This is a genomic window from Rhizobium sp. BK538, assembly GCF_014197575.1.
Taxonomy (GTDB): Bacteria; Pseudomonadota; Alphaproteobacteria; order Rhizobiales; family Rhizobiaceae; genus Rhizobium.
In genome coordinates this window covers 170,086-191,887 of record NZ_JACIFT010000013.1, presented here as the reverse complement: position 1 = coordinate 191,887, position 21,802 = coordinate 170,086, and the positions used below count along the sequence as shown (strand labels likewise).

Here is a 21,802-nt window from a genome sequence, read left to right as displayed (position 1 = left end):
CACTCTCTTAAAGGCAGGCGCGGAGGCGGACAACTCCAAAAGCGCTGCAAATGGTCGCGGGGTCGGGCTGCACAATGAACATTGGAAAATACGCAACCGACGTCGCCCGCGCCGTTGCCTTCCTCAGCCGCATTCCGATGCCGCCTTCAGCCTTCGCCGATTTCAACGGCAAGCTTGATAGAGCCTCCCGCGCCTTTCCAGTCGCGGGCATTGTCATCGCACTCCTGCCTGCGCTTGTCTTCCTCGTGATGCTTTGCCTGCGCGCAGACCGGCTGATGTCGGCTTTCGCCGCGCTCGCCGTCCAGACGGCATTGACCGGCGCGCTTCACGAGGATGGCCTGGCCGACTGCGCCGACGGCCTCGGTGGCGGGCGTGACCGCGAGCATGCACTCACGATCATGAAGGACAGCCGCATCGGCACCTTTGGCGCGATCGCCTTGATCCTGTCGTTTGCGCTTCGAGCAGCGGCACTTGCCGCAGTCGCACGAGCAGCACCGCCGCTGGCCGCAGCACTCGCTATTCCGGCGATCGCCTGCATCAGCCGTGGCGCTCTCGTTTGGCACTGGCATCGGCTGCCATCGGCAAAACCCGATGGCGTGGCCGCCGCCGCAGGACAACCGGGCGAGGGCGCGATGCACATGGCGCTGGTTACCGGCGGCCTTCTCGCCGCCCTGCTGCTCTGGCCGAGCCTCGATCTCCTCCCCGTCGTCTGCGCGCTTCTTGCCTGTGGCTTGTCGGTCATGGCCTTCACCCGGTACGTCCGTCACAAGCTCGCCGGCCATACGGGCGATACACTTGGCGCCGCCCAGCAGATTTCGGAAATCGCCGCCGTTTGCGCCCTTGCCATGGCTTTGTGAAACCTCGATATAGATCGCATGCAAACACCCTGCATCCATGTCTGCTCCATCGATCCGGCAACCGGCCTGTGCATGGGTTGCGGCCGTACGCTTCCCGAGATCGGCGGTTGGATGTCCTTCTCCGACGAGGAACGCCGGCAGCTGATGGCCGTATTGCCCGCGCGGCTTGCCGCAAGCCGACTGGCAATCCCGCCACAGCCGACGATGCAGGCGACAGCGGAGCCGCGTGCATGAACCGTCTGACGATCGTCCTTGCGGTCATTGGCCTGGGCCTCGCCGTACTTATATTCAGCGACGACACGAGCCGGATCTTCGGCATGCGGACCGACGATTTCGGCCGCTTTGTCTATCTGCTTCCGATCGTGCTGATGCTGGCCGCCGGCATTTGGGCGCGGCGCACCAGCGCGAGCGAGACTTTGCGCAACCTGATGATCTGGCTCGTGCTGATCCTTGGTCTTGCGACCGTCTATCTCTATCGGCAGGAGGCGCTTGGCGTCGGCAACCGTCTGCTCGCCGGGCTCGTGCCGGGCCGCGCAGTGATCGTGACGACCAGCGAGGGCGGCCAAGAGGTGATCCTTCACAAGCTGCTGAACGGACACTACGAAGCGTATGTTACGATCAACGGCCAGAGCATTTCGATGCTGGTCGACACCGGCGCCAGCATGATCGCGCTTTCCCGCGAGGACGCGGAGCGGGTGGGCATCATCCCCGACAATCTCGAGTATTCAATGAGCGTCATGACGGCCAATGGTCGCGCCCGCGCAGCCCGTGTCACGCTCGCCGAGGTGGCAATTGGCCCGATCGTACGCCACAACGTTCCCGCCAGCGTCGCGCAGGATGGCAAGCTCGACCAGAGCCTCCTCGGCATGAGCTTTTTGTCCACCCTCGGGTCTCTGCAGATCCAGACGGACGAGCTGCGGATGCGAGACTAGGGACGGCCCTGCACCTCGCGCCGGTCCCTGCTAGCTCCGCAGCCTGTATCCCGTCTTGAAGATCCAGCCGAGCGTCCCGAGGCAGATCGCCAGGAAGATCGAGATCATCCCGAGGCTCACCAGCGGATTGACGTCGGCGATGCCAAAGAAGCTCCAGCGGAAGCCACTGACGAGATAGAGCACCGGATTGAAGTGGCTCACAGCCTGCCAGAACGGTGGCAGCATGCTGATCGAATAGAAGCTGCCGCCAAGGAAGGTCAGCGGTGGCACGACGAGCATGGGGATCAGGTTCAGCTGCTCGAAGTTGGTCGCCCAGATGCCGATCATGAATCCGAACAGGCTGAACGTGATCGCCGTCAGCAGGAAGAACAGGACCATCATCACCGGATGCTCGATCCTCACATCCACGAATATATTCGCGGTTAGCAGGATGATAATCCCGATCATCAACCCCTTTGTCGCCGCAGCCCCGACATAGCCGAGCAGGATCTCGCTCATAGCCACCGGCGCCGACAACACTTCGTAGATCGTTCCGGTGAACTTCGGAAAATAGATGCCGAAGGAGCCATTGCTGATGCATTGGCCAAGCAGCGTCAACATGATCAGTCCGGGAGTGATGAACGCGCCGTAGGACACGCCCTCGACTTCCTGGATCCGCGAGCCGATCGCCGCGCCGAAAACGATGAAATAGAGCGAGGTCGAAATGACGGGCGAAACGACGCTTTGCAACAGCGTCCGGCGTGTGCGCGCCATTTCGAAGAAATAGATGGATTTGATTGCTTCGACGTTCATTTCGCTCCTCCCACGAGCGCCACGAAGATGTCTTCCAGCGAGCTCTGCTGCGTCGAAAGATCCTTGAAGTGAATATTGTGCTCGCCGAGCCGCGTCAGCAGCGTGGCGACGCTCTCCTGCTCGTTCTGAGCATCGAAATCGTAAATCAGGCGGCTGCCGTCTGCAGCGAGCGAAAGACCGTTGCCGGCGAAGCGCTCCGGCAGCTCTTGCAGCGGCTCGTTCAATTCGAGAATGAGCTGCTTGCGGCCAAGCTTCGCCATCAGCGCCGTCTTGTCTTCCACCAGCAGCAGCTCACCGCCGTTGATGACGCCGACGCGATCGGCAATCTCTTCTGCTTCTTCGATGTAGTGCGTGGTCAAGATGATCGTGACTCCGGAGCGCCGCAGCTTTTCGACGACGTGCCACATGTCCTTGCGCAGCGTCACATCGACGCCCGCGGTGGGCTCGTCGAGGAAAAGGATTTCCGGCTCATGCGACAGCGCCTTGGCAATCAGCACCCGCCGTTTCATACCGCCGGACAGTTGCCGCAGCATGTTGTCTTTCTTGTCCCATAGCGAAAGATCGCGGAGCACCTTCTCGATATGGGCCGGATCGGGTCGCTTGCCATGCAGCCCGCGCGAGAAGCTGACGGTGTTCCACACCGTCTCGAACTGATCCGTGGTCAGCTCCTGGGGAACGAGGCCGATCATCGAGCGCGTCGCCCGGAAATCCTTGACGACGTCATGACCGTCAACGGTCACCATGCCGCCGCTCGGATTGGTAATGCCGCAGACAATCGAGATCATCGTCGTCTTGCCCGCCCCGTTCGGCCCGAGCAACGCCAGGATCTCGCCCCTCTCGACATCGAGGTCGATGCCCTTGAGCGCTCGAAATCCATTGGCATAGGTCTTGGTGAGGTTTCGGATGGAAATGATCGGGGCCATAAAGGGCTCTTCTGACGTCTGCGGCGGGAGTTGCTGGGGCGCTATATATCCGCTTTGAGTAGTTTTGACATCCCGGCACAGATGAACAGAGTATTCACTTGCGTGAAAACGCGTCTGAAAGAAAAAAACATTCGCGCCTGTGGAAAACTTCAAAGCGACAAGATGTCATCAGCCGGTGATATTTTTCAGCCATAAAGACGGCGAGGCAAGCAAGCGCTCTCCGTCCCGCCGCACCCCTTGCGGAGAGCCGCCTGAGCGACCTCGTTACGCTCCCTTTGCTTCCTCGACATGCAGTGAGTGTATCCAGTCATCACAAGACCTGACCCGGCTGGGCGGCGCCGCCCGCGCCGCGTTCTCCTTGGGCCGGCCTTCGAGCCGGCCTTTCCTTTCAATCGCAGTAGACCCTGCCGCTCTGGCGTGCCCTGAGATCGAAGTGGAAATGGTTCCAATGCTCCGGATTGCTACCGGGTCCGAGCACTGTGTTGAAATATTTACAGCTGTCGCTGCGCACGGCCTGCAGCAGCCTGCCTTCGCGGAACGAGAACAGCCCCTTCTTACGCACGTCGATCGCATGGCCGCTCTTCAGGACGAACTTGCCGACATCGATTGCGTTGCCGCGGGCATGCTCAGACATCGGATTGTAGCGCTGCCGGCTGTTGTTCATGCGCCGACAGCTATAACCGCCGAGCGGCTGAATGGTCTTGATGCCGGACCAGTAGCGAAACCGAGCAGATGGCGCGAGCTCGTTCTTGACCCATTTGGCGAAGGCAAGCGTCACCTGGCAATTCAGCGTCACCGCCGGGCGGACGCCAATATTGCCGGACAACCCCTGCAGGGAGATCGGGTACGGCACCTGGCAGGCCGGCCCGTTCGAGATCGGCGGCTTCTCGGAATAGACGACGCCCATCCGCTTCAATTCACGGCGGCAGGCAAGCTCCGAGGCCGGCATCACGCTCGGATCTACGGGGGCGGCCGGTTCGCTCATCATTGGTGCGGTCGGGTTGTTCGGTCGCAGCATGGCGACCTCCCGCTCCTCGTTCTCCTCAGGCACGCGCGCTGGCGCAACCACCGGCCTTCCATCGTTCCACACAGGCGCGTTGCCCATCTGCGCCTGCGCTGTGGGCGCCGGAATCCGCGCACGATTGAGCTGCGTCGGATTATCGGTACCGATGCCATCGACGACGGGCTGATCGGATTGGCCCTCGGCGATTTGCTGCTGTTGCTCCTCGGCGAGGCCGACCACAGGCTCGGCTCCAAGCTCGGCGTCCATATTGACACCGTCCTCGGGCACGATGAGCTGCTGGGTGCCGCCCCAGGTCGAAGGCTGATTGCGAAGAGAGCCGGCGGCGCCCTGCGCGCCCGCCATTGCTTCGTCGCTGTCGATCATCGGCAGCCGCCCGGGCTGTGCAGGTGCTTGACGCGTTTGCGGTTGGCTCTGGGCGCGGCGTTGTCCCATTCCGGCAAGATTGGGTGTGTTGAGGTAGTCGACGGATCCCGCAGCATCACTGACCGGGGCATTTGCTACCGGATAGGCCTGCTCAATCGGTGCCGTTTGCATCCGCGCCGCAGCCACGCGACGCTCAGGCGTAGAAATCGACCCTACCCGTGTGCCGTTGTCCACGTCACCAGGCGGAATTAGGCCATCGGTCGAACACGTCACCAGAACCGTCGAGAGCAGCACTGGCAGCACGTATTGCCGAAGTATGGAAACAAACGCCATGCTCTCATCGCTTCCGAGGAACGGCAAGGATCTAAAACTTACGCCGAAATTTAATGAAGAACGGTGAACGAAAGCTTACCTGGATTGCTTAAGCCCGCGTCTTGAGCCCGATATAGAGCCGGAACAGCGCACGCAGGCCCGAAGGAGAAACGCTTGCTTGGACGCGCAGATGTTCCGGTTTGGGCATCGTTTCGTTCGACAACGCAACTTGCTGCACAATGCACAAAACGAAATCTTAAGTCATTCCAACGATTGTAGGATTTGGATCGTCAACCGTTGGGTCGGGAATGAAGCTCCTCGCTACTTTCGCCAAAATCGCCGCTCGCCTGGCACCATCCACGCGCGGCAGCCAGGCTGTGGTAGAAGCGCTCCAAAGTGCCGTCGCGGAAAAAGAACAGCAGCTCGAACAGCAGGCGATTGCCCTCGCCCACAGCCGCAAGATATTCGATCGCTCATCCGAAGCCGCACGGATCGGCGTGTGGGAATGCAGCCTGCCGGACAACTGCCTTGTCTGGACCAAGATGGTCTATGATCTCTTCGACGTGCCATACGAGGCCGATCTCGATCGCGCGGAGATCTTGAAATGCTATTCCAGGGATTCGCTGGCTGAACTTGTGCGGCTGCGCAGTCACGCGATTGAGGAGCGAAGCGGCTTTACGCTCGATGCCGAGATCGTGACGCCGAAGGGCAATACCCGTTGGATCCGTATCACGGCCACCGTCGAATGTGAGGGCGATGTCCCTGTCCGCATCTTCGGCATGAAACTCGACATCACGGCCGAAAAGATGATGTTCGACCAGATTCGCTATCTCGCGGAATTCGACATCCTCACCGGCCTACCGAACCGCGCGCAGTTCCAGTCTGCCCTGCAGCGTCTGCCCCAGCACGCTGTCGGCGAAACCGCCGCAGCCCTGCTTCTCATTGATCTCGACGGCTTCAAGGGCATCAACGACACGTTCGGCCACCAGGCTGGCGACGAGTGCCTCAGGGAAACGGCCAAGCGGCTGCTGGCAGCGTGCAAGGGAACGGACCTCGTAGCCCGTATTGGCGGCGACGAGTTTGCTGTCCTTGTCAGCGGCTACAACAGCGCCGAAAGCGTCGCCAAGCTTGCTGAGACCGTCGTCCACTGCCTCAACCGCTCGGTCGAACGGGACGGGTCCAGAATGCATGTTGGTGCGTCCGTGGGCGTCGCCTTCTTCGATCCATCAATGAACTCCGACATCTTCGTTTGTGCCGACTCCGCGCTCTACAAGGCCAAGACTGACGGCAAGAACCGCTTCTGGATCCACGGGGCTCCCGCGGGTATCGACAGTCCAAAAATGGACGCTGCCTAGCCTCCTGCTCACGCCGCGGGCTCAGGAGGCAAGGCTGACGAATCCTCGTCTCTGGGCTATAATGCGAGCACGCTGTCTCGGATCGTTGGTAGCGCGGCATGGAGGTTCCTATGGCAGACGGCAAATCCTCGGTCGGCACAGGAGCGATCGATATTGCGCTATTGATCGGCCGGCTGCTTCTCGCCTGGATCTTTCTGCATGAGGGCGTCTCGCTGGCGTTGAATTTTTCGGGCGCCGTCGAGATGGCTGCACAATTCGGCTTGAGTGTTCCACTGCTTGTGGCAACGATCGCTCTCCAGATCGGCGCCGGCCTATCCATCGCCGCCGGGCTTTTGACGCGCGTCGGCGCGACCGCCTTGGGCCTGTTTTGCGTCGCCACTGCCACGCTCTATCACACCAACTTCAGCGACCAGAACGAACTCTTTCATTTCGAAAAGGACCTCGCCATTGCAGGCGGCATGTTCGTGCTCGCCGCCGTCGGTGCTGGCTCTCTCTCGATTGACAGTTGGCTGAGGGGCCGCGGGTTGTAGGGTGGCGCACGGCAGGTCACCATATGGTCACACGGCGTCTCGCCGCTCTGCCCGATAGGCTCTCAAGATTGCGTCGACCGCCTTCGCCACTTCGGCAGCGTTCGTCTGGTAATTGGTAACCGATAAGCGCATGACTTGTCTGCCGCGCCATGTCGCTCCGCCGGCAAACAGAGCGCCTTCGCGTTGCAAGGCGCCGATCGTTCGCCTGGTCAGGTCGTCGGCCTGTTCGCTCGGCAAGTCCGCTCCGAAGCGCACGATCACTTGGTTGAGCTGAACATCGTTGCCGATTGCAATTCCCGCCTCCTCAGCGAGCGCCAGCGCCATGCCGGCAGCTGCCTCACACGCTCCGTCGATCAGGGTCTCGATGCCGCTACGCCCGAGATGCCGGATCATCGCCCATGTGGCAAAGCCGCGCGCCCGCCGCGACAGCTCCGGCACATAGTGCGAGGGATCCCGCTCGCCCTCGCTGGCAAGTGGCAGATAGCTCGCCGAAATGGTCATCGCCCGCCGATGTGCCAGTTCGTCACGCACGATCGCATAGCCACAATCATAGGGCGTCTGCAGCCATTTATGCCCATCGGTAGCCCAGCTGTCCGCCTGCTCCACGCCGGCGGTCAAATGACGCCGCCGCGCCGAGGTCTGCGCCCAGAGGCCGAACGCCCCGTCGACATGCACCCACGCGCCCTTCGATTTGGCGATCGGGATCAGTCTGCCGAAATCATCGCAGGCGCCAGTATTGATCTGCCCTGCCTGGAGGATCGTTGTGCAAGGGCCGGAGACGGCAGCCATGGCCTGCTCGAACGCCGCTGGTACGATGCGCCCCTGATCGTCCGTCGGGATCCGTACCACGCGATCGTGGCCGAGGCCGAGAAACTGCAGCGCGGAGAACACGGTCGTATGTGCATCATCGCCAATCAGCACCGTGATCGGCGGTGCTCCGAACAGTCCGTTGGCATCGACATCCCAGCCGGCCTGCAACAGCACCTCGCCTCGAGCAGCCGCGAGGCAGGTGAAGTTCGCGACGGTCGCGCCAGTGACAAGGCCGACAGAACAGCCCGCCGGAAGTCCAAGCAGCTGAAGCAGCCAGCGTGCGGCGACTGTTTCAACGGCCGCCGCCGAAGGCGACGCCGCATGGTTGCCGGCATTCTGTCCCCAGGCGCTCGTCAGGAAATCAGCGGCAACTCCCATGGGATGCGAGCCGCCGATGACCCAGCCGAAGAAGCGCGCTCCGGTCATCAAGTGCAATCCAGGTTCCGCCGTCACCACCAGCTCGTCGAGTACGTCGATCATCGGCGACGACAGTTCAGGCAGCGGGGCGCCAAAGGCCTCCACGGCGGCGGGATAGTCCCGCAAAGGACGATGCGGACGGCTGTCCGTCGTGTCGCGAAAACGTGCCGCATTAGCGGCGGCGATCGAGAACAATTCCTTAGTGCTCACGGCATCCGCCTCCCCGCCTATGCCGCGCGCCTCCCAAATACGCACGCGACATCGCTGCCCAAGCCTGCGGTGACGGAGAATAGCCTGAACCTTATGCCCGTGCCAGCCCGGCGCTCACAACTCGCAACGGTGACGCCCGAGAACATCAACCCCCGGCACTGCGACACGCAGTCGGGCTAAAGTCGTTGCCGGATAAACGAGCCGCGTCGCGCTTCTCGTTGCCGTACAGCTCGTTCATGATCTTGGCAACTTCGACGGCGTGGCGTTCCGTCAAGCCATGCAATATCTGTCCGCCGAACGATGCAGGCTCTTCTGTCTGGTTGTCCCACACCATCCAGAGATCGAGTGGGTCGCAAATGACGTCGTAACGTTGATCGGTACTACACATGGGTAAATTGCCTCAAGAACCCTACCCGATTAAGCCCCTGACTCTTAACGTGCTCTTGCTTCGGACGACCAATTAGCGCGAGCGATTTCTTGTCCTGATGATCGGGAAGCCCAAAAAATACCAGGACAAGGCTGTTCCCAAACCCACCGGCGCGATCGCACCGATGTTGCCGCCACGCAGCAGGCAGGCCAGAAGCCCCGCGACCACCCCGACGATCACCAGATCGATCAGACACGGCCGCGACTCGGATGATGATTTCTCTCCCATGATCTCGACTTAGGTCATCCGCCGATGTTGACAAAGGCCTCGCGGTTGCGATGCCTAACAAAGTCTGAATGTCAGCCTCGACACCTCTCCAAGGGAGGTCCAACGTGCCGATTCGAAGCGCCCGCCGCCGCTGACACGGTATAAATCTGACACTTTCTCAATTATCGCGCAGGAACGCTGCCCGTGACGATCCGGTCTGTCTTCATCACCTGCATCTGCGGCCAGTTGGACGCGGCTTCACTCGCCGGACGACTGCCGACCGCCAGAATTGTGATCAAACCAGCCACGATAGCAGTAAGAAGCAATCCGCTGTAGGTCATTGTTTCGAGCCTCAATGCTGTGGTTTCCCAGCCACTGCGGCGCAAACTGATACGAGACGCTAAATGAAAAGCTAACAACCATGGTTAATGCACAGCGTTTCCCGGTTTAGGACGCTGACTGTGGATAACTAGTCACCTACGCCTGCCTGCACCGATCGGGCCTCGAACAGCCGTTTCAGCGCATCGATCTTCTCGGCATCAATCTTCGCGTCCGTCACGGCAACCCAACCGTCAATATAGTGCTGCGGAGCATAGACGTGGCCGTACCCCATCGGAGAGCTCGTTGCGATCGCCAAATCGACCAGCAATTGCAGCATCGTCAGCGCGGGAAACCAGCGCAGGCTCGGCGAAACGTCCGGCCCGCGCGGACGCCTCATCCAGGCCGGTTCCCGATAGAAAGAATAGGGATCGAAGAACGTCACGGCATCGCTGGCATACTGCAGATAGACGATGCGAATGGGTCCCCAGTTTGCGCCGGGAATATTCAACTGGTTCGTCTGGTTGGTGAACCGGATGAGAGACCCGTCGCGGAACTGCGGCAACCACGCAGGCGATTGGGGATTGCGCGCCGCCGTCACGTCTCGCCACATCCTGCTTTCAAAAGGCGGCCCGCTCCAAAACGCCCCCTGAAATGGATCCGCCACGATGTCGAAGATATCGGCCGAGACCTGCGAATTCAGCGCTCCGAGGCTGAGGCCGTGCAGGTAAAGCTTCGGTCGCCCGTCCCGTGGCAAGGTCGTCCAGTAACCGTAGACTTCCCGAAACAACGCCCTGGCGGACGCCGAACCGTATTCCGGCTCGACCAGCAGCGACAACCAACTCGTGAGATACGAATACTGAAGCCCGACGCTCGCCACGTCGCCGTGATGCAGATATTCGAGCGTATCCATTGCCTCCGGATCGATCCAGCCAGTTCCCGTCGGAGCAATGATGACGAGGAGCGAGCGTTCGAACGCGCCTTGGCGCTTCATCTCTTCGAGCGCGAGCTTTGCGCGCTCTTCAATCGTTTCCGCGTTGTTCAGACCCACATAGGTACGCAGCGGCTCGCGCGCCGGCGTCTTCCAGAAATCGCCGATCTGCGCAGCTGTCGGGCCGGACACAATGAAATTACGGCCCTGGCGCCCAAGTCCCTCCCAAGTGACAAGCGAGGCGGCGCTTCCGGTCTTTGCCGGATCACCTGGCATGGGGACGCCGTCTTCCAGAAGCGCATCGACCCTCTGGAATGAACTATCGGCTAGATGCAACGCTGCACGCAGCAGCACGCCGTCAACGACAGACCAGAAGAGTGCGATCGCAAGGACACCCCCGATCACTTGAGAAACGCGGCGCGGCACGAAGCGCGATAGCCATTCCGACAGGAACAAACACGTCAGCCGGAACAGCCGACCGATCAGAACCGCAATGAAGAAGGCGACGATTGCGACAAAGGCGACGCTGAAGGGCTCAGCCGTATCGACCCGCTCCATGTGCCATAAGTCGCGGATCGAGTTCTGCCATCCCGCAGCGCGCCACAGGACGAGCACTGACAGCACAATACCAAGTCCGCAAACGATCAAGTTGCCGGGCAGTCTTCGTCCCGCCGGCATCGGCAGCTCTAGGTATTTCCAGAGCCATGTAAAGGTTACCCCGAACAGATACCCTACGGCGGCGGCGATGCCGGATAGCGCGCCTTGAACAAAGAAGGATCGTGGCATGAGGCTCGGCGTCAGCGACGCGGCAAAGAAGATGAAGCCAAGTGCCAACCCCGGCGTCGAAAGCGATGCGAATAGGCGCAGCAGCAAACGTCTCATGCGTTCCTCTCTTGCTTCTCGCGCCGATAACGACCAGCCCTGCACCTTACTATCTGAAAGCGCAAATTCAAGGGACGCAACGGGCAGGTAGGCATCACGAAAAAGGTCCCCCGTGGCGTCGCCCGGGAGACCCTTGGCCTATTTGTTAGTCAGCTAATCAGGCAGCGCGGGCAATCCGTCCCGCGCTGCTGCCACCGGCGGCGCGCAGCCTGAAATTGGCCAGCAAGGTGCCCAGCTGCCGGCTTTCTTCGGCCAGCGTCTGGCTTGCGGCCGTCGTCTCCTCCACCATCGCGGCATTTTGCTGCGTCATCTGATCCATGTGGTTGACCGACGTGTTGATCTCGTTGAGTCCCGTGGCCTGCTCGCGCGCTGCAGTCGCAATCGAGGTCACGTGATTGTTGACGCGATTGACCAGTTCCTCGATTTCAAGCAGCGCATCACCGGTGGAACGCACCAGCGTCACGCCGTTGCCGACCTCGCTTGCCGAGGTGCGGATCAATACCTTGATCTCCTTGGCGGCATTGGCGGAGCGTTGCGCAAGTTCGCGCACTTCCTGTGCTACCACAGCAAAACCGCGGCCCGCCTCGCCTGCACGCGCCGCCTCGACGCCGGCATTCAGCGCGAGCAGGTTCGTCTGGAAGGCAATCTCATCGATGACGCCGATGATCTGGCTGATACGGTTTGATGAGTCCTCGATGCGGTTCATCGCGGTGACCGCATTGCGGACGATCTCGCCGGACTTGCCGGCGCTGGTCTTGGTTTCCGCCACCATCTCGCGGGCTTCGGCCGCACGTTCCGAAGCGGTCCGCACGGTCGCGGTGATCTCGTCGAGCGCCGCCGCCGTCTCCTCCAGCGCGGCCGCCTGCTGCTCGGTGCGCTTCGACAGATTGTTCGTGGCTTCACTGATGTCGCTGGCGCTGTCGTTAACGACGCGGGTCGATTCCGCGATCGCCTGGATGACGCCGCTCAGCGCATCGACGGCCGAGTTGAAGTCGGAACGCAGCTTGGCGTAGTCGTCGCCGAGATCGCCGATGGACACGGTGAGGTCGCCGGCAGCCAGTTTCTCAAGTCCCGCACCGAGCGACTGGATGGCAAAGGTCTGGCGATCCGCTGCCGAGCGCCAGTTGGCCTCGTTGCCGCGACGCTCCTCCTCGATCTGCAGCTGGTGCCGGCTCTCGCGATCGCGCATCAGGGCTCGCTCGCGGACGGAATCACGCAGCACAAGTAGAGACTTCGCCATGGCGCCGATCTCGTCGCGCCGGTCGTGGTCGACGATGTCGACGGCGTCGCGCTCATCAGCAATGGCGTTCATCGCGCCCTTCAGCCGAGCAATCGGAGACGTCACGCTGCGCACGATGCCAAAAGCGACGCCGAGGATGACGATCGCGCCGACGAGGCAGGCGCCGGCCGCCAAGATCGCGTTCTGGCGATAAAGCGCCGCAAGATCGTCAGCGTAGACGCCGGTGCCGACGACCCAGCCCCACGGCTCGAAGCCGACTACGTGCGAATATTTCAGAACCGGATCGGCCGCGCCCGGCTTCGGCCAGTAGTAGTCGACGAAGCCTTCGCCACTCTTCTTCACGGTATTGGCGAACTCGACGAAGATGAACTTGCCGGTCGGATCCTTGTTCTGGGACAGGTCCGTTCCGTTCAGCTCTGGCTTGATCGGATGCATGACCATCGTCGGATGCATGTCATTGATCCAGAAGTAGCCGTTACCGCCGTAGCGCATGGCCGAGATCACGTCCTTTGCCGCGGTCTGCGCCTGCTCCCGCGTCATGGCGCCGGACTGTTCCAGCTTGTAGTATTTCTGGAAGATGGCGATCGCCGTCGCATCCATTTGTGCAAGACCATGCTTGCGCTCGCTCTCCAGCTTCGCGTGCGAATAGTTGAGGAAGAAGGTGATGGCGAGAACCAGAATAGTCAGCGTCAGCCCCACGAGAGAATAGAGGCGGGTGGAAATCTTGACGTTACGCATTGAGCCCCGACAGTTCAGAATTTGAGAATAGTCAAATACTGCTATGCGGGCCTTACCGGATCGTGAATTTTAATTAGAGTTGACTCAGCTGCCGTAGGGTGAGCGTTTTCGTCAGCAGCTCAAATTTCCGTGCAAATCATTGATCTATATCGGCAATAAGCGGTTGCCACTAATCGCGCTAGGTAATTTCTCATAGGACCATGGTAGCAGATGCGGCGACGAACCTACTGCCTCTGGACAGCGCTACGTTTCGCTTCAGAGGCATCTGCGCTACGGTCCTTTCGGAATCGCTATCTATCTTGCCGAACAGGAGCCTTGCATGACCGACAACGCCAAGCCGAACGGCGCGCTGACCCTTCGCACCGTTGCCATGCCCGCCGACGCCAATCCGGCGGGCGATATTTTCGGTGGCTGGGTCATGGCGCAGATGGACCTTGCCTCGGGCATCACCGCGTCCGAGCGCGCCAAAGGCCGTGTCGTCACGGCCGCCGTCAAGGAGATGGCCTTCGCCCTGCCGGTGAAGATCGGCGATACGCTCTCGGTCTACACAACGATCGAGGCCGTCGGTCGCACCTCCATCACGCTCTCGGTCGAGGCATGGGCAACGCGCGCCCGCTACAACAACATGGAACAGGTGACAGCGGCGACCTTCATCATGGTTGCGCTCGACGAGAGTGGAAAGCCGAAGCCGGTCCCCGCAGAGTAAGCCATGGAAACGGTCGCCTCGCCCGAAGTCTTTCTCCACATCAAGGTGGTGATGGGGATGGTGATCTCGCTGAGCCTTGCGCGGCTGCTGACCGGCATCGCTGGCATTATCCAGCATCCGGCAAAGGCCAGGCCCTATGCCGTGCATCTCGGCTGGGCGGCCTCCATGTTTCTCTTCATCATCCACATCTGGTGGTGGGAATACCGGCTGCAGGCGGTGCCGGTGCTGCATTTCGGCATCTACCTGTTTCTGGTTTCTTTCTGCTGCCTGTTCTTCATGCTCTGCGCCCTGCTCTTCCCCGCCTCGCTCGACGAATACGGTGGCTACGAGGAGTATTTCTACTCCCGCCGGCGCTGGTTCTTCGGCACGCTCGCCCTCACCTATGCCATCGATATCGTCGACACTGCGATCAAGGGCACTGATCACATCCAGTCCATCGGCTGGGAGTTTCCGGCGCGCAATATCGTCTATGTCATCCTCTGCGTCATTGCCGCATGGACGGCCAACCGCCGCTTTCACGCGGCCTTTATCTGGCTCAATCTGGTCTATCAGGTCAGCTTTATCTTCCGCATTTATGACGTCCTCGGATAGCGATGCGCAACTTTTTGGTTGCCAATCAACGACAGATATGAGATTAAAAGGCAACCAGGAGGTTGCTGATATGTCTGACCGCATCGAGAAGATCATCGAACTGAATGCACCAGTCGAGCGCGTCTGGAAAGCCATCACCGATCACCGCGAATTCGGCGAATGGTTCCGCGTCCAACTGGACGGCCCCTTCGTGCCGGGCGAGAATTCGACAGGTAACATCACCTATCCCGGCTACGAACACATTCGTTGGCAGGCGACCGTCAAGCGCATGGAGGAGCCCGAGCTCTTTTCCTTCACCTGGCATCCCTACGCCGTCGATCCCAATATCGATTATTCCGGTGAACCGCCGACTCTCGTCGAGTTCCGCCTGGAGCCGACGCCGTCCGGTTCACGACTGACGGTCACGGAATCGGGCTTCGATAAGGTCCCGCCGCACCGGCGCGAGGAAGCCTTCCGTATGAACGACGGCGGCTGGGCCGCGCAGATGAAAAACATCAAGGAATACGTCGATCGCTAACGTCGAACTCCATCGCGAGAACGCGGCGATCCTGTTTGCCGCCCTCGGAGACCCGACGCGCCTGTCGCTGCTGACGACCCTCAGTGACGGGCGCGAACGCTCGATCGCAGGTCTTTCGGTCGGCACCGTGCTCACCCGCCAGGCGGTGACGAAGCATCTGCGCGTGCTGGAACAGGCGGGCCTCGTCCACTCGACGAAGGTCGGGCGGGAAAGCCACTACGCATTCCAACCGGATCGGATCGGCGAAATGCGCGCCTATCTCGACAGCGTCTCCCGGCAATGGGACGACGCGCTCGAACGCCTGCGCGCCTTCGTGGAGCGGTAGGCGTAGCGCGCCAGCCAGCCTGTCAGCCCTAACCGCGGAAAATGAAGGATGCGCCGATCGCGATCAGGGCAAAGCCGATCACGTGGTTCCAGGTCAGGCTCTCGCCGAGCCAGAAGACCGAGAAACCCGAGAAGACGAGCAGCGTGATCACTTCCTGCATTGTTTTGAGCTGCGCCGTCGAATAGACGGCCGAACCGATACGGTTGGCCGGTACGGCAAGGCAGTATTCGAAGAAGGCGATCGCCCAGCTGACGACGATGGCGATGAACAGCGCCGCGCCCTTGTGCTTGAGATGCCCATACCAGGCGAAGGTCATGAAAATGTTGGAAGCGAAAAGCATCACAATCGGCCAGACGGCGGCCGGGTTGAAGGCAAAGGGCATGGGTGATTCCCGACGTTGAAACTGGCGGCAGCATGTATCGCCAAATTTCCGCTCCGCAAGAGGCTGCACTGACTTGCAGCTTCACGCTTGCCCAGTAGCCGAGGGCGACATCTAAGATGTCCTCCAAACACAATCAATGATTGACGTTGATTTGTGGGAGATCCTCAAGGGCTGTGCGCCTAATACGAGAAGGCATCCGAGACGGCGGGAACGTCGGTGTGGAACTCCTCGGCGATATATTTGAGAACGAAGACCAGTATCAAGAAATCGAAGGCATCGAGCGTCCCGCCGAGATAGCTGGCGATGACAGTGTTGCGCTGCTGCGGGGTAGCGCGCGCAGGCTCTACATTGCGGACATCATTGTTCCTCAGTCCGAAAGCGGCGGCGAGGCGGGCAATTTCCGGATGCCGTCGAAGAGAGGGATCGCCCGGGGATGGGCGAGGTTGACGCTGTGACAGGCAGCCTCGTCTAACGTCAGCATTTTGCTGTCCTGGTTCCCGCCTGCGACAGTTTGACCGTCGCTCAGCGTTCGGCCGCCAACTTCTCGCGAATACGATGCGGCCCGCCCGTCATACGTCGGGCAAATGGACGGTCCGGGTCAACGACGCGCCAGAACGGAGCGCTGCCATCCTGGCTAATGGGTACCAGATGCTGCTGCACCGTCACCGGGCAGCACGCATCCGCGCCGTATTCCGCCGCGAGCGTGCGCCTGATCCCCCAGAGCCGACAGACGACCCGCTTGAGCCGCCCGCAAGGCGTCGACGACCATCTTTTCGCTCGGGATTAGCATCCGCTGCTCAAGGTTCTTGCCCTTGCGCCGCATTTTGATGACCGGAACGTCCTCCATGACTTACCTCCACATACGCTTTCGATCGACGCGAAGAGCAACGGCGATGCGCGGTTCTCCGCATACGGCACTGAATGGTCGCTCACGTCAGGCTCTTTCTCCGCTCCAGCTCGGCGGCCGTCGGCTGTTCGAACTCGAACGAGCCGGGCACGATGTCGCCGCTACGAACATATTTGTTAGTGGTCACGCCGGAGCCCGAAACCCGGGAACCGACAAGTTTCATGGCGCCAGCAAAGGCGCCGTCGCCGAACAGTTTCTTGCCCTTGCCGAGCACGACGGGAAAGAATGAAATATGCAGTTCGTCGACCAGGTCGTTCTTGAACAGCGTCTGCAGGAAGTCGGTCGATCCCTGCGTCAGGAGATCCGGGCCGTCGCTGCTCTTCAACGCCCTGAGCGCGCCAACCACGTCGGCCCCCAGCACCTGGCTGTTCTGCCAGCTGGGCCTGAACTCCGGATTGCGGGTCGCGACGTATTTGGTGATCCGGTCGAACAGCGGACCGATCGGGTCGTCGGCCGCCACATAAGGCCAGTGCGCGGCGAAGATGTCGTAGGTCTTGCGGCCGAGCAGCAGATCGAAAGGATTGGCGAACATCTCGCCCACGGCCTCGCCCATCGCTTCGTCGAAATAAGGCGCGGCCCAGCCGCCATACTTGAAGCCGCCGATCGGATCCTCGTCCGGACCGCCCGGCGCCTGCATGACGCCGTCGAGACTGACGAATGCACCTGTAATGATCTTCCGCATCTCTCTCTCCTTGGCGAGAACGTTCACTGCCCCAAGGACGGTCGGCCGCGGGTGGTGCCGACAACCGGTGGAGATAAAAATCAAACGCCACTGTTTGCCAAATCCGAACGATTCTTTTGTTTCCCTTTTGTACTCTTTGCCTCTTCACTTTCGCAGTGAGTCTCGCCATATTCCGGCCATGGCCAAAGCTCCGAAGAAATCTCCCGCCCCGAATGGCTTCGAGGAAGCCCCACAGTCGTCTTTTGAAGGTGCCCCTCTAGAGGGTTCCGTCGCCGAGTGGGTGAAGCAGCTGGAAGCCGATGCGGAGGCCTCCGGCGTCGAGAGCCAGCGCCAGATCGCCTCGAAGGCCGGAAAGCACCGCATGAAGGTGGAGATCGCCGCCTCCAAATCCGCGCGCGGCACCTCTATGGGCGGTTCGACCGATCCGAAGACCCGCGCCGCCGCCGGCCTCAATCCGGTGGCAGGCATGGACACGACGCTGGAGGAAGCCGCCTCGCTGCAGGCTGGCACCGCCGTCACCGCCACGGTCGAGGCTTTGTCGGCGCTGATCGAGAGCGGCAACCCGCTGCACAAGAACGGCAAGATCTGGACGCCCCACCGCCCTGCCCGGCCGGAGAAGTCCGAGGGCGGCATCTCGATCCGCATGGACTCGGAATACCAACCCGCCGGCGACCAGCCGACCGCCATCAAGGACCTCGTCGAGGGCCTGGAGAACGGCGATCGTTCCCAGGTGCTGCTCGGCGTCACAGGCTCCGGCAAGACCTTCACCATGGCCAAGGTAATCGAGCAGACGCAGCGCCCGGCGCTGATCCTCGCGCCGAACAAGACGCTCGCCGCCCAGCTCTATTCCGAGTTCAAGAACTTCTTCCCCGACAACGCGGTCGAGTACTTCGTCTCCTACTACGACTACTACCAGCCGGAAGCTTACGTCCCGCGCTCCGACACCTATATCGAGAAGGAGTCCTCGATCAACGAGCAGATCGACCGCATGCGCCACTCGGCGACGCGCTCGCTGCTGGAACGCGACGACTGCATCATCGTCGCCTCCGTCTCCTGCATCTACGGTATCGGTTCGGTCGAAACCTATACCGCCATGACCTTCCAGATGAATGTCGGCGACCGCCTCGATCAGCGCCAGCTGCTCGCCGACCTCGTCGCCCAGCAATACAAGCGCCGCGACATGGATTTCCAGCGTGGCTCTTTTCGCGTGCGCGGCGACACCATCGAAATCTTCCCGGCCCATCTGGAAGATGCGGCCTGGCGCATAAGCATGTTCGGCGACGAGATCGACGCCATCACCGAATTCGACCCGCTAACCGGCCAGAAGACCGGCGATCTCAAATCGGTGAAGATCTACGCCAACTCGCACTACGTCACCCCGCGCCCGACACTGAACGCCGCCATCAAGTCGATCAAGGAGGAACTGAAGCACCGCCTGGTCGAACTGGAAAAGGCCGGCCGCCTCTTGGAAGCCCAGCGCCTGGAGCAGCGCACCCGCTACGATCTCGAAATGCTCGAAGCCACCGGCTCCTGCCAGGGCATCGAGAACTATTCGCGCTACCTGACCGGCCGCGACCCCGGCGATCCGCCGCCGACACTCTTCGAATACGTGCCCGACAACGCCATCGTCTTCATCGACGAGAGCCACGTCACCGTGCCGCAGATCGGGGGCATGTACCGCGGCGACTTCCGCCGCAAGGCGACGCTCGCCGAATACGGCTTCCGCCTGCCCTCCTGTATGGATAACCGGCCGCTGCGCTTCGAGGAGTGGGACGCCATGCGCCCCGACACAATCGCCGTGTCGGCAACGCCGGGCGGTTGGGAGATGGAACAGTCCGGCGGCGTCTTCGCCGAGCAGGTCATCCGTCCGACCGGCCTGATCGATCCGCCCGTCGAAGTCCGCTCCGCCCGCAGCCAGGTCGACGACGTGCTCGGTGAGATCCGCGAGACGGCGGCCAAGGGCTACCGCACCCTCTGCACCGTGCTGACCAAGCGCATGGCCGAGGACCTCACCGAATACCTGCACGAGCAGGGCGTGCGCGTACGCTACATGCACTCCGACATCGACACGCTGGAGCGCATCGAGATCATCCGCGATCTGCGCCTCGGCGCCTTCGACGTGCTCGTCGGCATCAACCTCTTGCGCGAAGGCCTCGACATTCCCGAATGCGGCTTCGTTGCGATCCTCGACGCCGACAAGGAAGGTTTTCTCCGCTCCGAAACGTCGTTGGTCCAGACCATCGGCCGCGCCGCGCGTAACGTCGACGGCAAGGTCATCCTCTATGCCGACAACGTCACCGGCTCAATGAAGCGGGCGATGGAGGAAACCACCCGCCGCCGCGAAAAGCAGATGGCCTACAATGCCGAACACGGCATCACGCCGGAGAGCGTCAAGGCGAAGATCTCCGATATTCTCGACTCGGTCTACGAGCGCGACCACGTCCGCGCCGACATATCGGGCGCCTCGGGCAAGGGCTTTGCAGACGGCGGCAACCTCGTCGGCGGCAACCTGCAGGCGCATCTCAACGCGCTGGAAAAGCAGATGCGCGACGCCGCCGCCGACCTCGACTTCGAAAAGGCCGCGCGCCTGCGCGACGAGATCAAGCGGCTCAAGGCCGCCGAACTCGCCGTCATGGACGATCCAATGGCGCGAGAAGAGTCGAAGGCGCTGGAAGGCGGCCGCCTTCGTCCTTCGAGGGGCGCTACGCGCCCACCTCAGGATGCGGACGGAGCTGCGACCGCGGCGGGTAGCCCTCATGGTGAGGTGCGGAACCCGAAGGGCGGAGCCTCGAACCGCGAGGGCGGGCGAGGAACCTCCTACTTGGCCAAACCCACCCTCGAGGACATGGGGCCGGGCACCGACAGCGCGACGCCGCTATTCCGCAAGCCTGACCTCGACGAAATGGGCCGCGACATAGCCGAGCCCGCGGGCAAGAGCCTCTTCCGCCGGAACTCCCTCGACGAAATGACCGTCGGCCGCACAGAAAAACCGGTCGCCGGCCAGCTGCCGGAGAAGCCAGGGGAATCGATCGGCACGAAGAAGCGCGTCTCGCCGCCGCTGGAACAGCAGACCGACGACGTCCGCCCGCTGGTGCGCGGCAAGACGGGGGTTGGGAGCTATGAGGATCCGACAGAACAACGCCGCAAGGGGCGCACGAAGGGGAAGACGGGTCGGCCGGGGCGGTAGACGCAACGACCGCTTACGGCCAATGCAGGCCATCCGACCCACCGCATCTACAGCGGCCGGAGCATGCTTCAGTGTATCTGGCAAATCCGCTGGTAAGGAGGCCGGCGCCGCGACCTTCAACCATTTGAAGCCCGATCCGCTCCGAACGGTACGTTCGACCAGACTACTGCGCGCGCCGCAGCTTTGCGGCGTCGCGAAATGAGATCAGGCGTCGGCTGTGCTCATCCCACAGAACCAGTTTTACACAGCGCAGACTTTCCATCATGGTGATGCGGCCAATGCCGGCCAATGCCGGGTGGTCTCTCAGCACTTCCGGAAGCCTGTAATAGGGCACCCTGCTCGACAGGTGGTGAACGTGATGGATACCGATGTTGCCAGTGATCCAGCGAAGGGCCAGCGGCAGGTCGTAATGCGATGCACCGTGAAGGGCCGCATGTGGAAATTGCCATTCCGGTTCTCTTGACCAATGGGTTTCTTCAAACTGATGTTGCACGTAGAAGAGCCAGATGCCTGCGGTTGCGGCCAGTAAGGCGACAGGCAGATGCACCAGCAGGAAGGGCAGGATTCCGATTGCCCACATCAATGTTGCGGAGATAAGCGCGATCGCCAGATTTGTCGCCATGGTGGATATCCAGGGCAAGGAACCCGATCGCATCATGCCGAAGGGTAGCCGCTGCTTGAACAGGAACAGCCATGCCGGGCCGATGCCGAACATGACTGCCGGATGCCTGTACAGGCGATAGCTAAGCCGACCGGTCCAGGAACGGCGGTCATATTCCGATACCGTCAGCGTTGTTATGTCGCCAATGCCGCGCCCCTCGAGATTTCCCGCCAAGGCATGATGCTCCGCATGCGCTCGGCGCCAGTAATCATAGGGCGTAAGCGTCAGGACACCGATCACGCGGCCCGTCCAATCGTCGATGCGCCGACGCGCAAAAAAGGAGCCGTGGCCGCAATCGTGCTGGATCATAAACAAGCGAAGCAGAAAGGCGGCTGCGGGAACGATCAGAACCAGCCCGGCCCAGAAGCCGTAGTGAACCGCTGCCACGGCACCAGCCCAGCAAAACGCAAATGGAATGGCCGTTACTGCAAGTTCAAAAACACTGCGTTTGAGATGCGGTTGGCGATAATTGGCGATGATCTTGAGCCAAGCCTTTTCGTCGAAAAGGGGTGGGCTTAGGTCGCGGTGAAGAGCATCGATCAAAGAATAGTTCCGCGCATGGCAATGAATGTCGAG

At 61.3% G+C, this 21,802-nt stretch carries 22 protein-coding genes and 2 pseudogenes; 10 read left to right on the top strand and 14 right to left on the bottom strand.

All coding sequences use genetic code 11. The features are described from left to right. Nucleotides 1–74: 74 nt before the first annotated feature. From FHX09_RS17980 to FHX09_RS17970, 3 genes are read left to right on the top strand one after another with little or no spacing between them, the layout of a single operon-like run. Nucleotides 75–857: an adenosylcobinamide-GDP ribazoletransferase gene (locus FHX09_RS17980; RefSeq protein ID WP_037083738.1), complete on the top strand. Its 783-nt coding sequence runs from the start codon at nucleotides 75–77 to the stop codon at nucleotides 855–857. 18 nt (nucleotides 858–875) lie between these two features. After that, on the top strand, nucleotides 876–1,091 hold the full coding sequence (locus FHX09_RS17975) for a DUF1289 domain-containing protein (protein WP_037083732.1): 216 nt from the start codon (nucleotides 876–878) through the stop codon (nucleotides 1,089–1,091). Then, complete coding sequence (locus FHX09_RS17970; RefSeq protein WP_132594302.1) at nucleotides 1,088–1,789, top strand: TIGR02281 family clan AA aspartic protease; 702 nt, start codon at nucleotides 1,088–1,090, stop codon at nucleotides 1,787–1,789. The genes FHX09_RS17975 and FHX09_RS17970 overlap by 4 nt, the downstream gene beginning before the upstream one ends. A gap of 30 nt (nucleotides 1,790–1,819) precedes the next feature. Here FHX09_RS17970 and FHX09_RS17965 read toward each other — a convergent pair whose 3' ends face one another. The 3 genes from FHX09_RS17965 to FHX09_RS17955 form a co-directional block, all read right to left on the bottom strand. Next, on the bottom strand, nucleotides 1,820–2,581 hold the full coding sequence (locus tag FHX09_RS17965; RefSeq protein WP_007799433.1) for an ABC transporter permease: 762 nt from the start codon (nucleotides 2,579–2,581) through the stop codon (nucleotides 1,820–1,822). Further along, nucleotides 2,578–3,504, bottom strand: a complete 927-nt coding sequence (locus FHX09_RS17960) for an ABC transporter ATP-binding protein (protein ID WP_132594304.1) — start codon at nucleotides 3,502–3,504, stop codon at nucleotides 2,578–2,580. The genes FHX09_RS17965 and FHX09_RS17960 overlap by 4 nt, the downstream gene beginning before the upstream one ends. Before the next feature lie 388 nt (nucleotides 3,505–3,892). Next, entirely contained in the window at nucleotides 3,893–5,224 is a 1,332-nt protein-coding gene (locus FHX09_RS17955) for an extensin family protein (protein WP_184450487.1), read from the bottom strand. Between the two features lie 287 nt (nucleotides 5,225–5,511). Here FHX09_RS17955 and FHX09_RS17950 point away from each other — a divergent pair, with 287 nt between their 5' ends. Both FHX09_RS17950 and FHX09_RS17945 read left to right on the top strand, forming a co-directional pair. Then, the gene (locus FHX09_RS17950; protein WP_184450486.1) at nucleotides 5,512–6,558 is read left to right on the top strand and encodes a sensor domain-containing diguanylate cyclase; all 1,047 of its coding nucleotides are present in this window, start codon (nucleotides 5,512–5,514) and stop codon (nucleotides 6,556–6,558) included. Nucleotides 6,559–6,668: 110 nt separating this feature from the next. Further along, nucleotides 6,669–7,088, top strand: coding sequence for a DoxX family protein (locus FHX09_RS17945; protein ID WP_132594309.1), 420 nt, complete (start codon nucleotides 6,669–6,671; stop codon nucleotides 7,086–7,088). Nucleotides 7,089–7,115: 27 nt separating this feature from the next. On the opposite strand, the gene FHX09_RS17940 is transcribed toward FHX09_RS17945, so the two are convergent. The 6 genes from FHX09_RS17940 to FHX09_RS17915 all read right to left on the bottom strand — a co-directional run bounded on the left by FHX09_RS17940 (nucleotide 7,116) and on the right by FHX09_RS17915 (nucleotide 13,268). Next, complete coding sequence (locus FHX09_RS17940) at nucleotides 7,116–8,525, bottom strand: aspartate aminotransferase family protein (protein WP_184450485.1); 1,410 nt, start codon at nucleotides 8,523–8,525, stop codon at nucleotides 7,116–7,118. Between the two features lie 145 nt (nucleotides 8,526–8,670). Then, complete coding sequence (locus FHX09_RS17935) at nucleotides 8,671–8,913, bottom strand: hypothetical protein (protein WP_007799422.1); 243 nt, start codon at nucleotides 8,911–8,913, stop codon at nucleotides 8,671–8,673. A 72-nt stretch (nucleotides 8,914–8,985) separates the two neighbouring features. Then, the gene (locus FHX09_RS17930; RefSeq protein ID WP_037083729.1) at nucleotides 8,986–9,180 is read right to left on the bottom strand and encodes a hypothetical protein; all 195 of its coding nucleotides are present in this window, start codon (nucleotides 9,178–9,180) and stop codon (nucleotides 8,986–8,988) included. Between the two features lie 161 nt (nucleotides 9,181–9,341). Further along, the gene (locus tag FHX09_RS17925; RefSeq protein WP_007799420.1) at nucleotides 9,342–9,500 is read right to left on the bottom strand and encodes a hypothetical protein; all 159 of its coding nucleotides are present in this window, start codon (nucleotides 9,498–9,500) and stop codon (nucleotides 9,342–9,344) included. Between the two features lie 128 nt (nucleotides 9,501–9,628). Next, nucleotides 9,629–11,290 carry an alpha/beta-hydrolase family protein gene (locus tag FHX09_RS17920; protein WP_132594313.1) on the bottom strand — a complete coding sequence of 554 codons (1,662 nt, stop codon included), beginning with the start codon at nucleotides 11,288–11,290 and terminating at the stop codon, nucleotides 9,629–9,631. Nucleotides 11,291–11,447: 157 nt separating this feature from the next. Continuing rightward, nucleotides 11,448–13,268, bottom strand: coding sequence for a methyl-accepting chemotaxis protein (locus tag FHX09_RS17915; protein WP_184450484.1), 1,821 nt, complete (start codon nucleotides 13,266–13,268; stop codon nucleotides 11,448–11,450). 319 nt (nucleotides 13,269–13,587) lie between these two features. Between FHX09_RS17915 and FHX09_RS17910 the strand changes: the two genes are divergently transcribed. The 4 genes from FHX09_RS17910 to FHX09_RS17895 all read left to right on the top strand — a co-directional run bounded on the left by FHX09_RS17910 (nucleotide 13,588) and on the right by FHX09_RS17895 (nucleotide 15,407). Next, nucleotides 13,588–13,974 carry an acyl-CoA thioesterase gene (locus FHX09_RS17910; protein WP_007799415.1) on the top strand — a complete coding sequence of 129 codons (387 nt, stop codon included), beginning with the start codon at nucleotides 13,588–13,590 and terminating at the stop codon, nucleotides 13,972–13,974. 3 nt (nucleotides 13,975–13,977) lie between these two features. Beyond that, the gene (locus FHX09_RS17905) at nucleotides 13,978–14,565 is read left to right on the top strand and encodes a hypothetical protein (RefSeq protein WP_132594319.1); all 588 of its coding nucleotides are present in this window, start codon (nucleotides 13,978–13,980) and stop codon (nucleotides 14,563–14,565) included. A gap of 70 nt (nucleotides 14,566–14,635) precedes the next feature. Continuing rightward, nucleotides 14,636–15,082: an SRPBCC family protein gene (locus tag FHX09_RS17900; RefSeq protein WP_007799409.1), complete on the top strand. Its 447-nt coding sequence runs from the start codon at nucleotides 14,636–14,638 to the stop codon at nucleotides 15,080–15,082. Further along, complete coding sequence (locus FHX09_RS17895) at nucleotides 15,075–15,407, top strand: metalloregulator ArsR/SmtB family transcription factor (protein ID WP_183722985.1); 333 nt, start codon at nucleotides 15,075–15,077, stop codon at nucleotides 15,405–15,407. Before FHX09_RS17900 ends, FHX09_RS17895 begins: the two co-directional genes overlap by 8 nt. Before the next feature lie 28 nt (nucleotides 15,408–15,435). Here FHX09_RS17895 and FHX09_RS17890 read toward each other — a convergent pair whose 3' ends face one another. The 4 genes and pseudogenes from FHX09_RS17890 to FHX09_RS17875 form a co-directional block, all read right to left on the bottom strand. Beyond that, complete coding sequence (locus FHX09_RS17890; protein WP_007799405.1) at nucleotides 15,436–15,789, bottom strand: DMT family protein; 354 nt, start codon at nucleotides 15,787–15,789, stop codon at nucleotides 15,436–15,438. 191 nt (nucleotides 15,790–15,980) lie between these two features. Then, nucleotides 15,981–16,160: pseudogene (locus FHX09_RS17885) on the bottom strand (hypothetical protein); the annotation flags it as partial. A 151-nt stretch (nucleotides 16,161–16,311) separates the two neighbouring features. Next, nucleotides 16,312–16,636, bottom strand: a pseudogene (locus tag FHX09_RS17880) (hypothetical protein). Nucleotides 16,637–16,718: 82 nt separating this feature from the next. Beyond that, nucleotides 16,719–17,378 (bottom strand): dihydrofolate reductase family protein, encoded by a 660-nt coding sequence (locus FHX09_RS17875; protein WP_132594325.1) that lies wholly within the window; start codon nucleotides 17,376–17,378, stop codon nucleotides 16,719–16,721. 178 nt (nucleotides 17,379–17,556) lie between these two features. Between FHX09_RS17875 and uvrB the strand changes: the two genes are divergently transcribed. After that, on the top strand, nucleotides 17,557–20,565 hold the full coding sequence (uvrB, locus tag FHX09_RS17870; protein WP_184450483.1) for an excinuclease ABC subunit UvrB: 3,009 nt from the start codon (nucleotides 17,557–17,559) through the stop codon (nucleotides 20,563–20,565). 163 nt (nucleotides 20,566–20,728) lie between these two features. Here the strand turns inward: uvrB and FHX09_RS17865 are convergent, their stop codons facing one another. After that, nucleotides 20,729–21,769 (bottom strand): fatty acid desaturase, encoded by a 1,041-nt coding sequence (locus FHX09_RS17865; protein ID WP_132595331.1) that lies wholly within the window; start codon nucleotides 21,767–21,769, stop codon nucleotides 20,729–20,731. Between the last annotated feature and the right edge of the window lie 33 nt (nucleotides 21,770–21,802).

Excerpts from the sequence above, each read along its gene's own strand:
- FHX09_RS17980 (WP_037083738.1), top strand. The coding sequence starts at position 75 with ATGAACATTGGAAAATACGCAACCGACGTCGCCCGCGCCGTTGCCTTC.
- FHX09_RS17975 (WP_037083732.1), top strand. The coding sequence starts at position 876 with ATGCAAACACCCTGCATCCATGTCTGCTCCATCGATCCGGCAACCGGC.
- FHX09_RS17970 (WP_132594302.1), top strand. The coding sequence starts at position 1,088 with ATGAACCGTCTGACGATCGTCCTTGCGGTCATTGGCCTGGGCCTCGCC.
- FHX09_RS17965 (WP_007799433.1), bottom strand. The coding sequence starts at position 2,581 with ATGAACGTCGAAGCAATCAAATCCATCTATTTCTTCGAAATGGCGCGC.
- FHX09_RS17960 (WP_132594304.1), bottom strand. The coding sequence starts at position 3,504 with ATGGCCCCGATCATTTCCATCCGAAACCTCACCAAGACCTATGCCAAT.
- FHX09_RS17955 (WP_184450487.1), bottom strand. The coding sequence starts at position 5,224 with ATGGCGTTTGTTTCCATACTTCGGCAATACGTGCTGCCAGTGCTGCTC.
- FHX09_RS17950 (WP_184450486.1), top strand. The coding sequence starts at position 5,512 with ATGAAGCTCCTCGCTACTTTCGCCAAAATCGCCGCTCGCCTGGCACCA.
- FHX09_RS17945 (WP_132594309.1), top strand. The coding sequence starts at position 6,669 with ATGGCAGACGGCAAATCCTCGGTCGGCACAGGAGCGATCGATATTGCG.
- FHX09_RS17935 (WP_007799422.1), bottom strand. The coding sequence starts at position 8,913 with ATGTGTAGTACCGATCAACGTTACGACGTCATTTGCGACCCACTCGAT.
- FHX09_RS17930 (WP_037083729.1), bottom strand. The coding sequence starts at position 9,180 with ATGGGAGAGAAATCATCATCCGAGTCGCGGCCGTGTCTGATCGATCTG.
- FHX09_RS17925 (WP_007799420.1), bottom strand. The coding sequence starts at position 9,500 with ATGACCTACAGCGGATTGCTTCTTACTGCTATCGTGGCTGGTTTGATC.
- FHX09_RS17920 (WP_132594313.1), bottom strand. The coding sequence starts at position 11,290 with ATGAGACGTTTGCTGCTGCGCCTATTCGCATCGCTTTCGACGCCGGGG.
- FHX09_RS17915 (WP_184450484.1), bottom strand. The coding sequence starts at position 13,268 with ATGCGTAACGTCAAGATTTCCACCCGCCTCTATTCTCTCGTGGGGCTG.
- FHX09_RS17910 (WP_007799415.1), top strand. The coding sequence starts at position 13,588 with ATGACCGACAACGCCAAGCCGAACGGCGCGCTGACCCTTCGCACCGTT.
- FHX09_RS17905 (WP_132594319.1), top strand. The coding sequence starts at position 13,978 with ATGGAAACGGTCGCCTCGCCCGAAGTCTTTCTCCACATCAAGGTGGTG.
- FHX09_RS17900 (WP_007799409.1), top strand. The coding sequence starts at position 14,636 with ATGTCTGACCGCATCGAGAAGATCATCGAACTGAATGCACCAGTCGAG.
- FHX09_RS17890 (WP_007799405.1), bottom strand. The coding sequence starts at position 15,789 with ATGCCCTTTGCCTTCAACCCGGCCGCCGTCTGGCCGATTGTGATGCTT.
- FHX09_RS17875 (WP_132594325.1), bottom strand. The coding sequence starts at position 17,378 with ATGCGGAAGATCATTACAGGTGCATTCGTCAGTCTCGACGGCGTCATG.
- uvrB (WP_184450483.1), top strand. The coding sequence starts at position 17,557 with ATGGCCAAAGCTCCGAAGAAATCTCCCGCCCCGAATGGCTTCGAGGAA.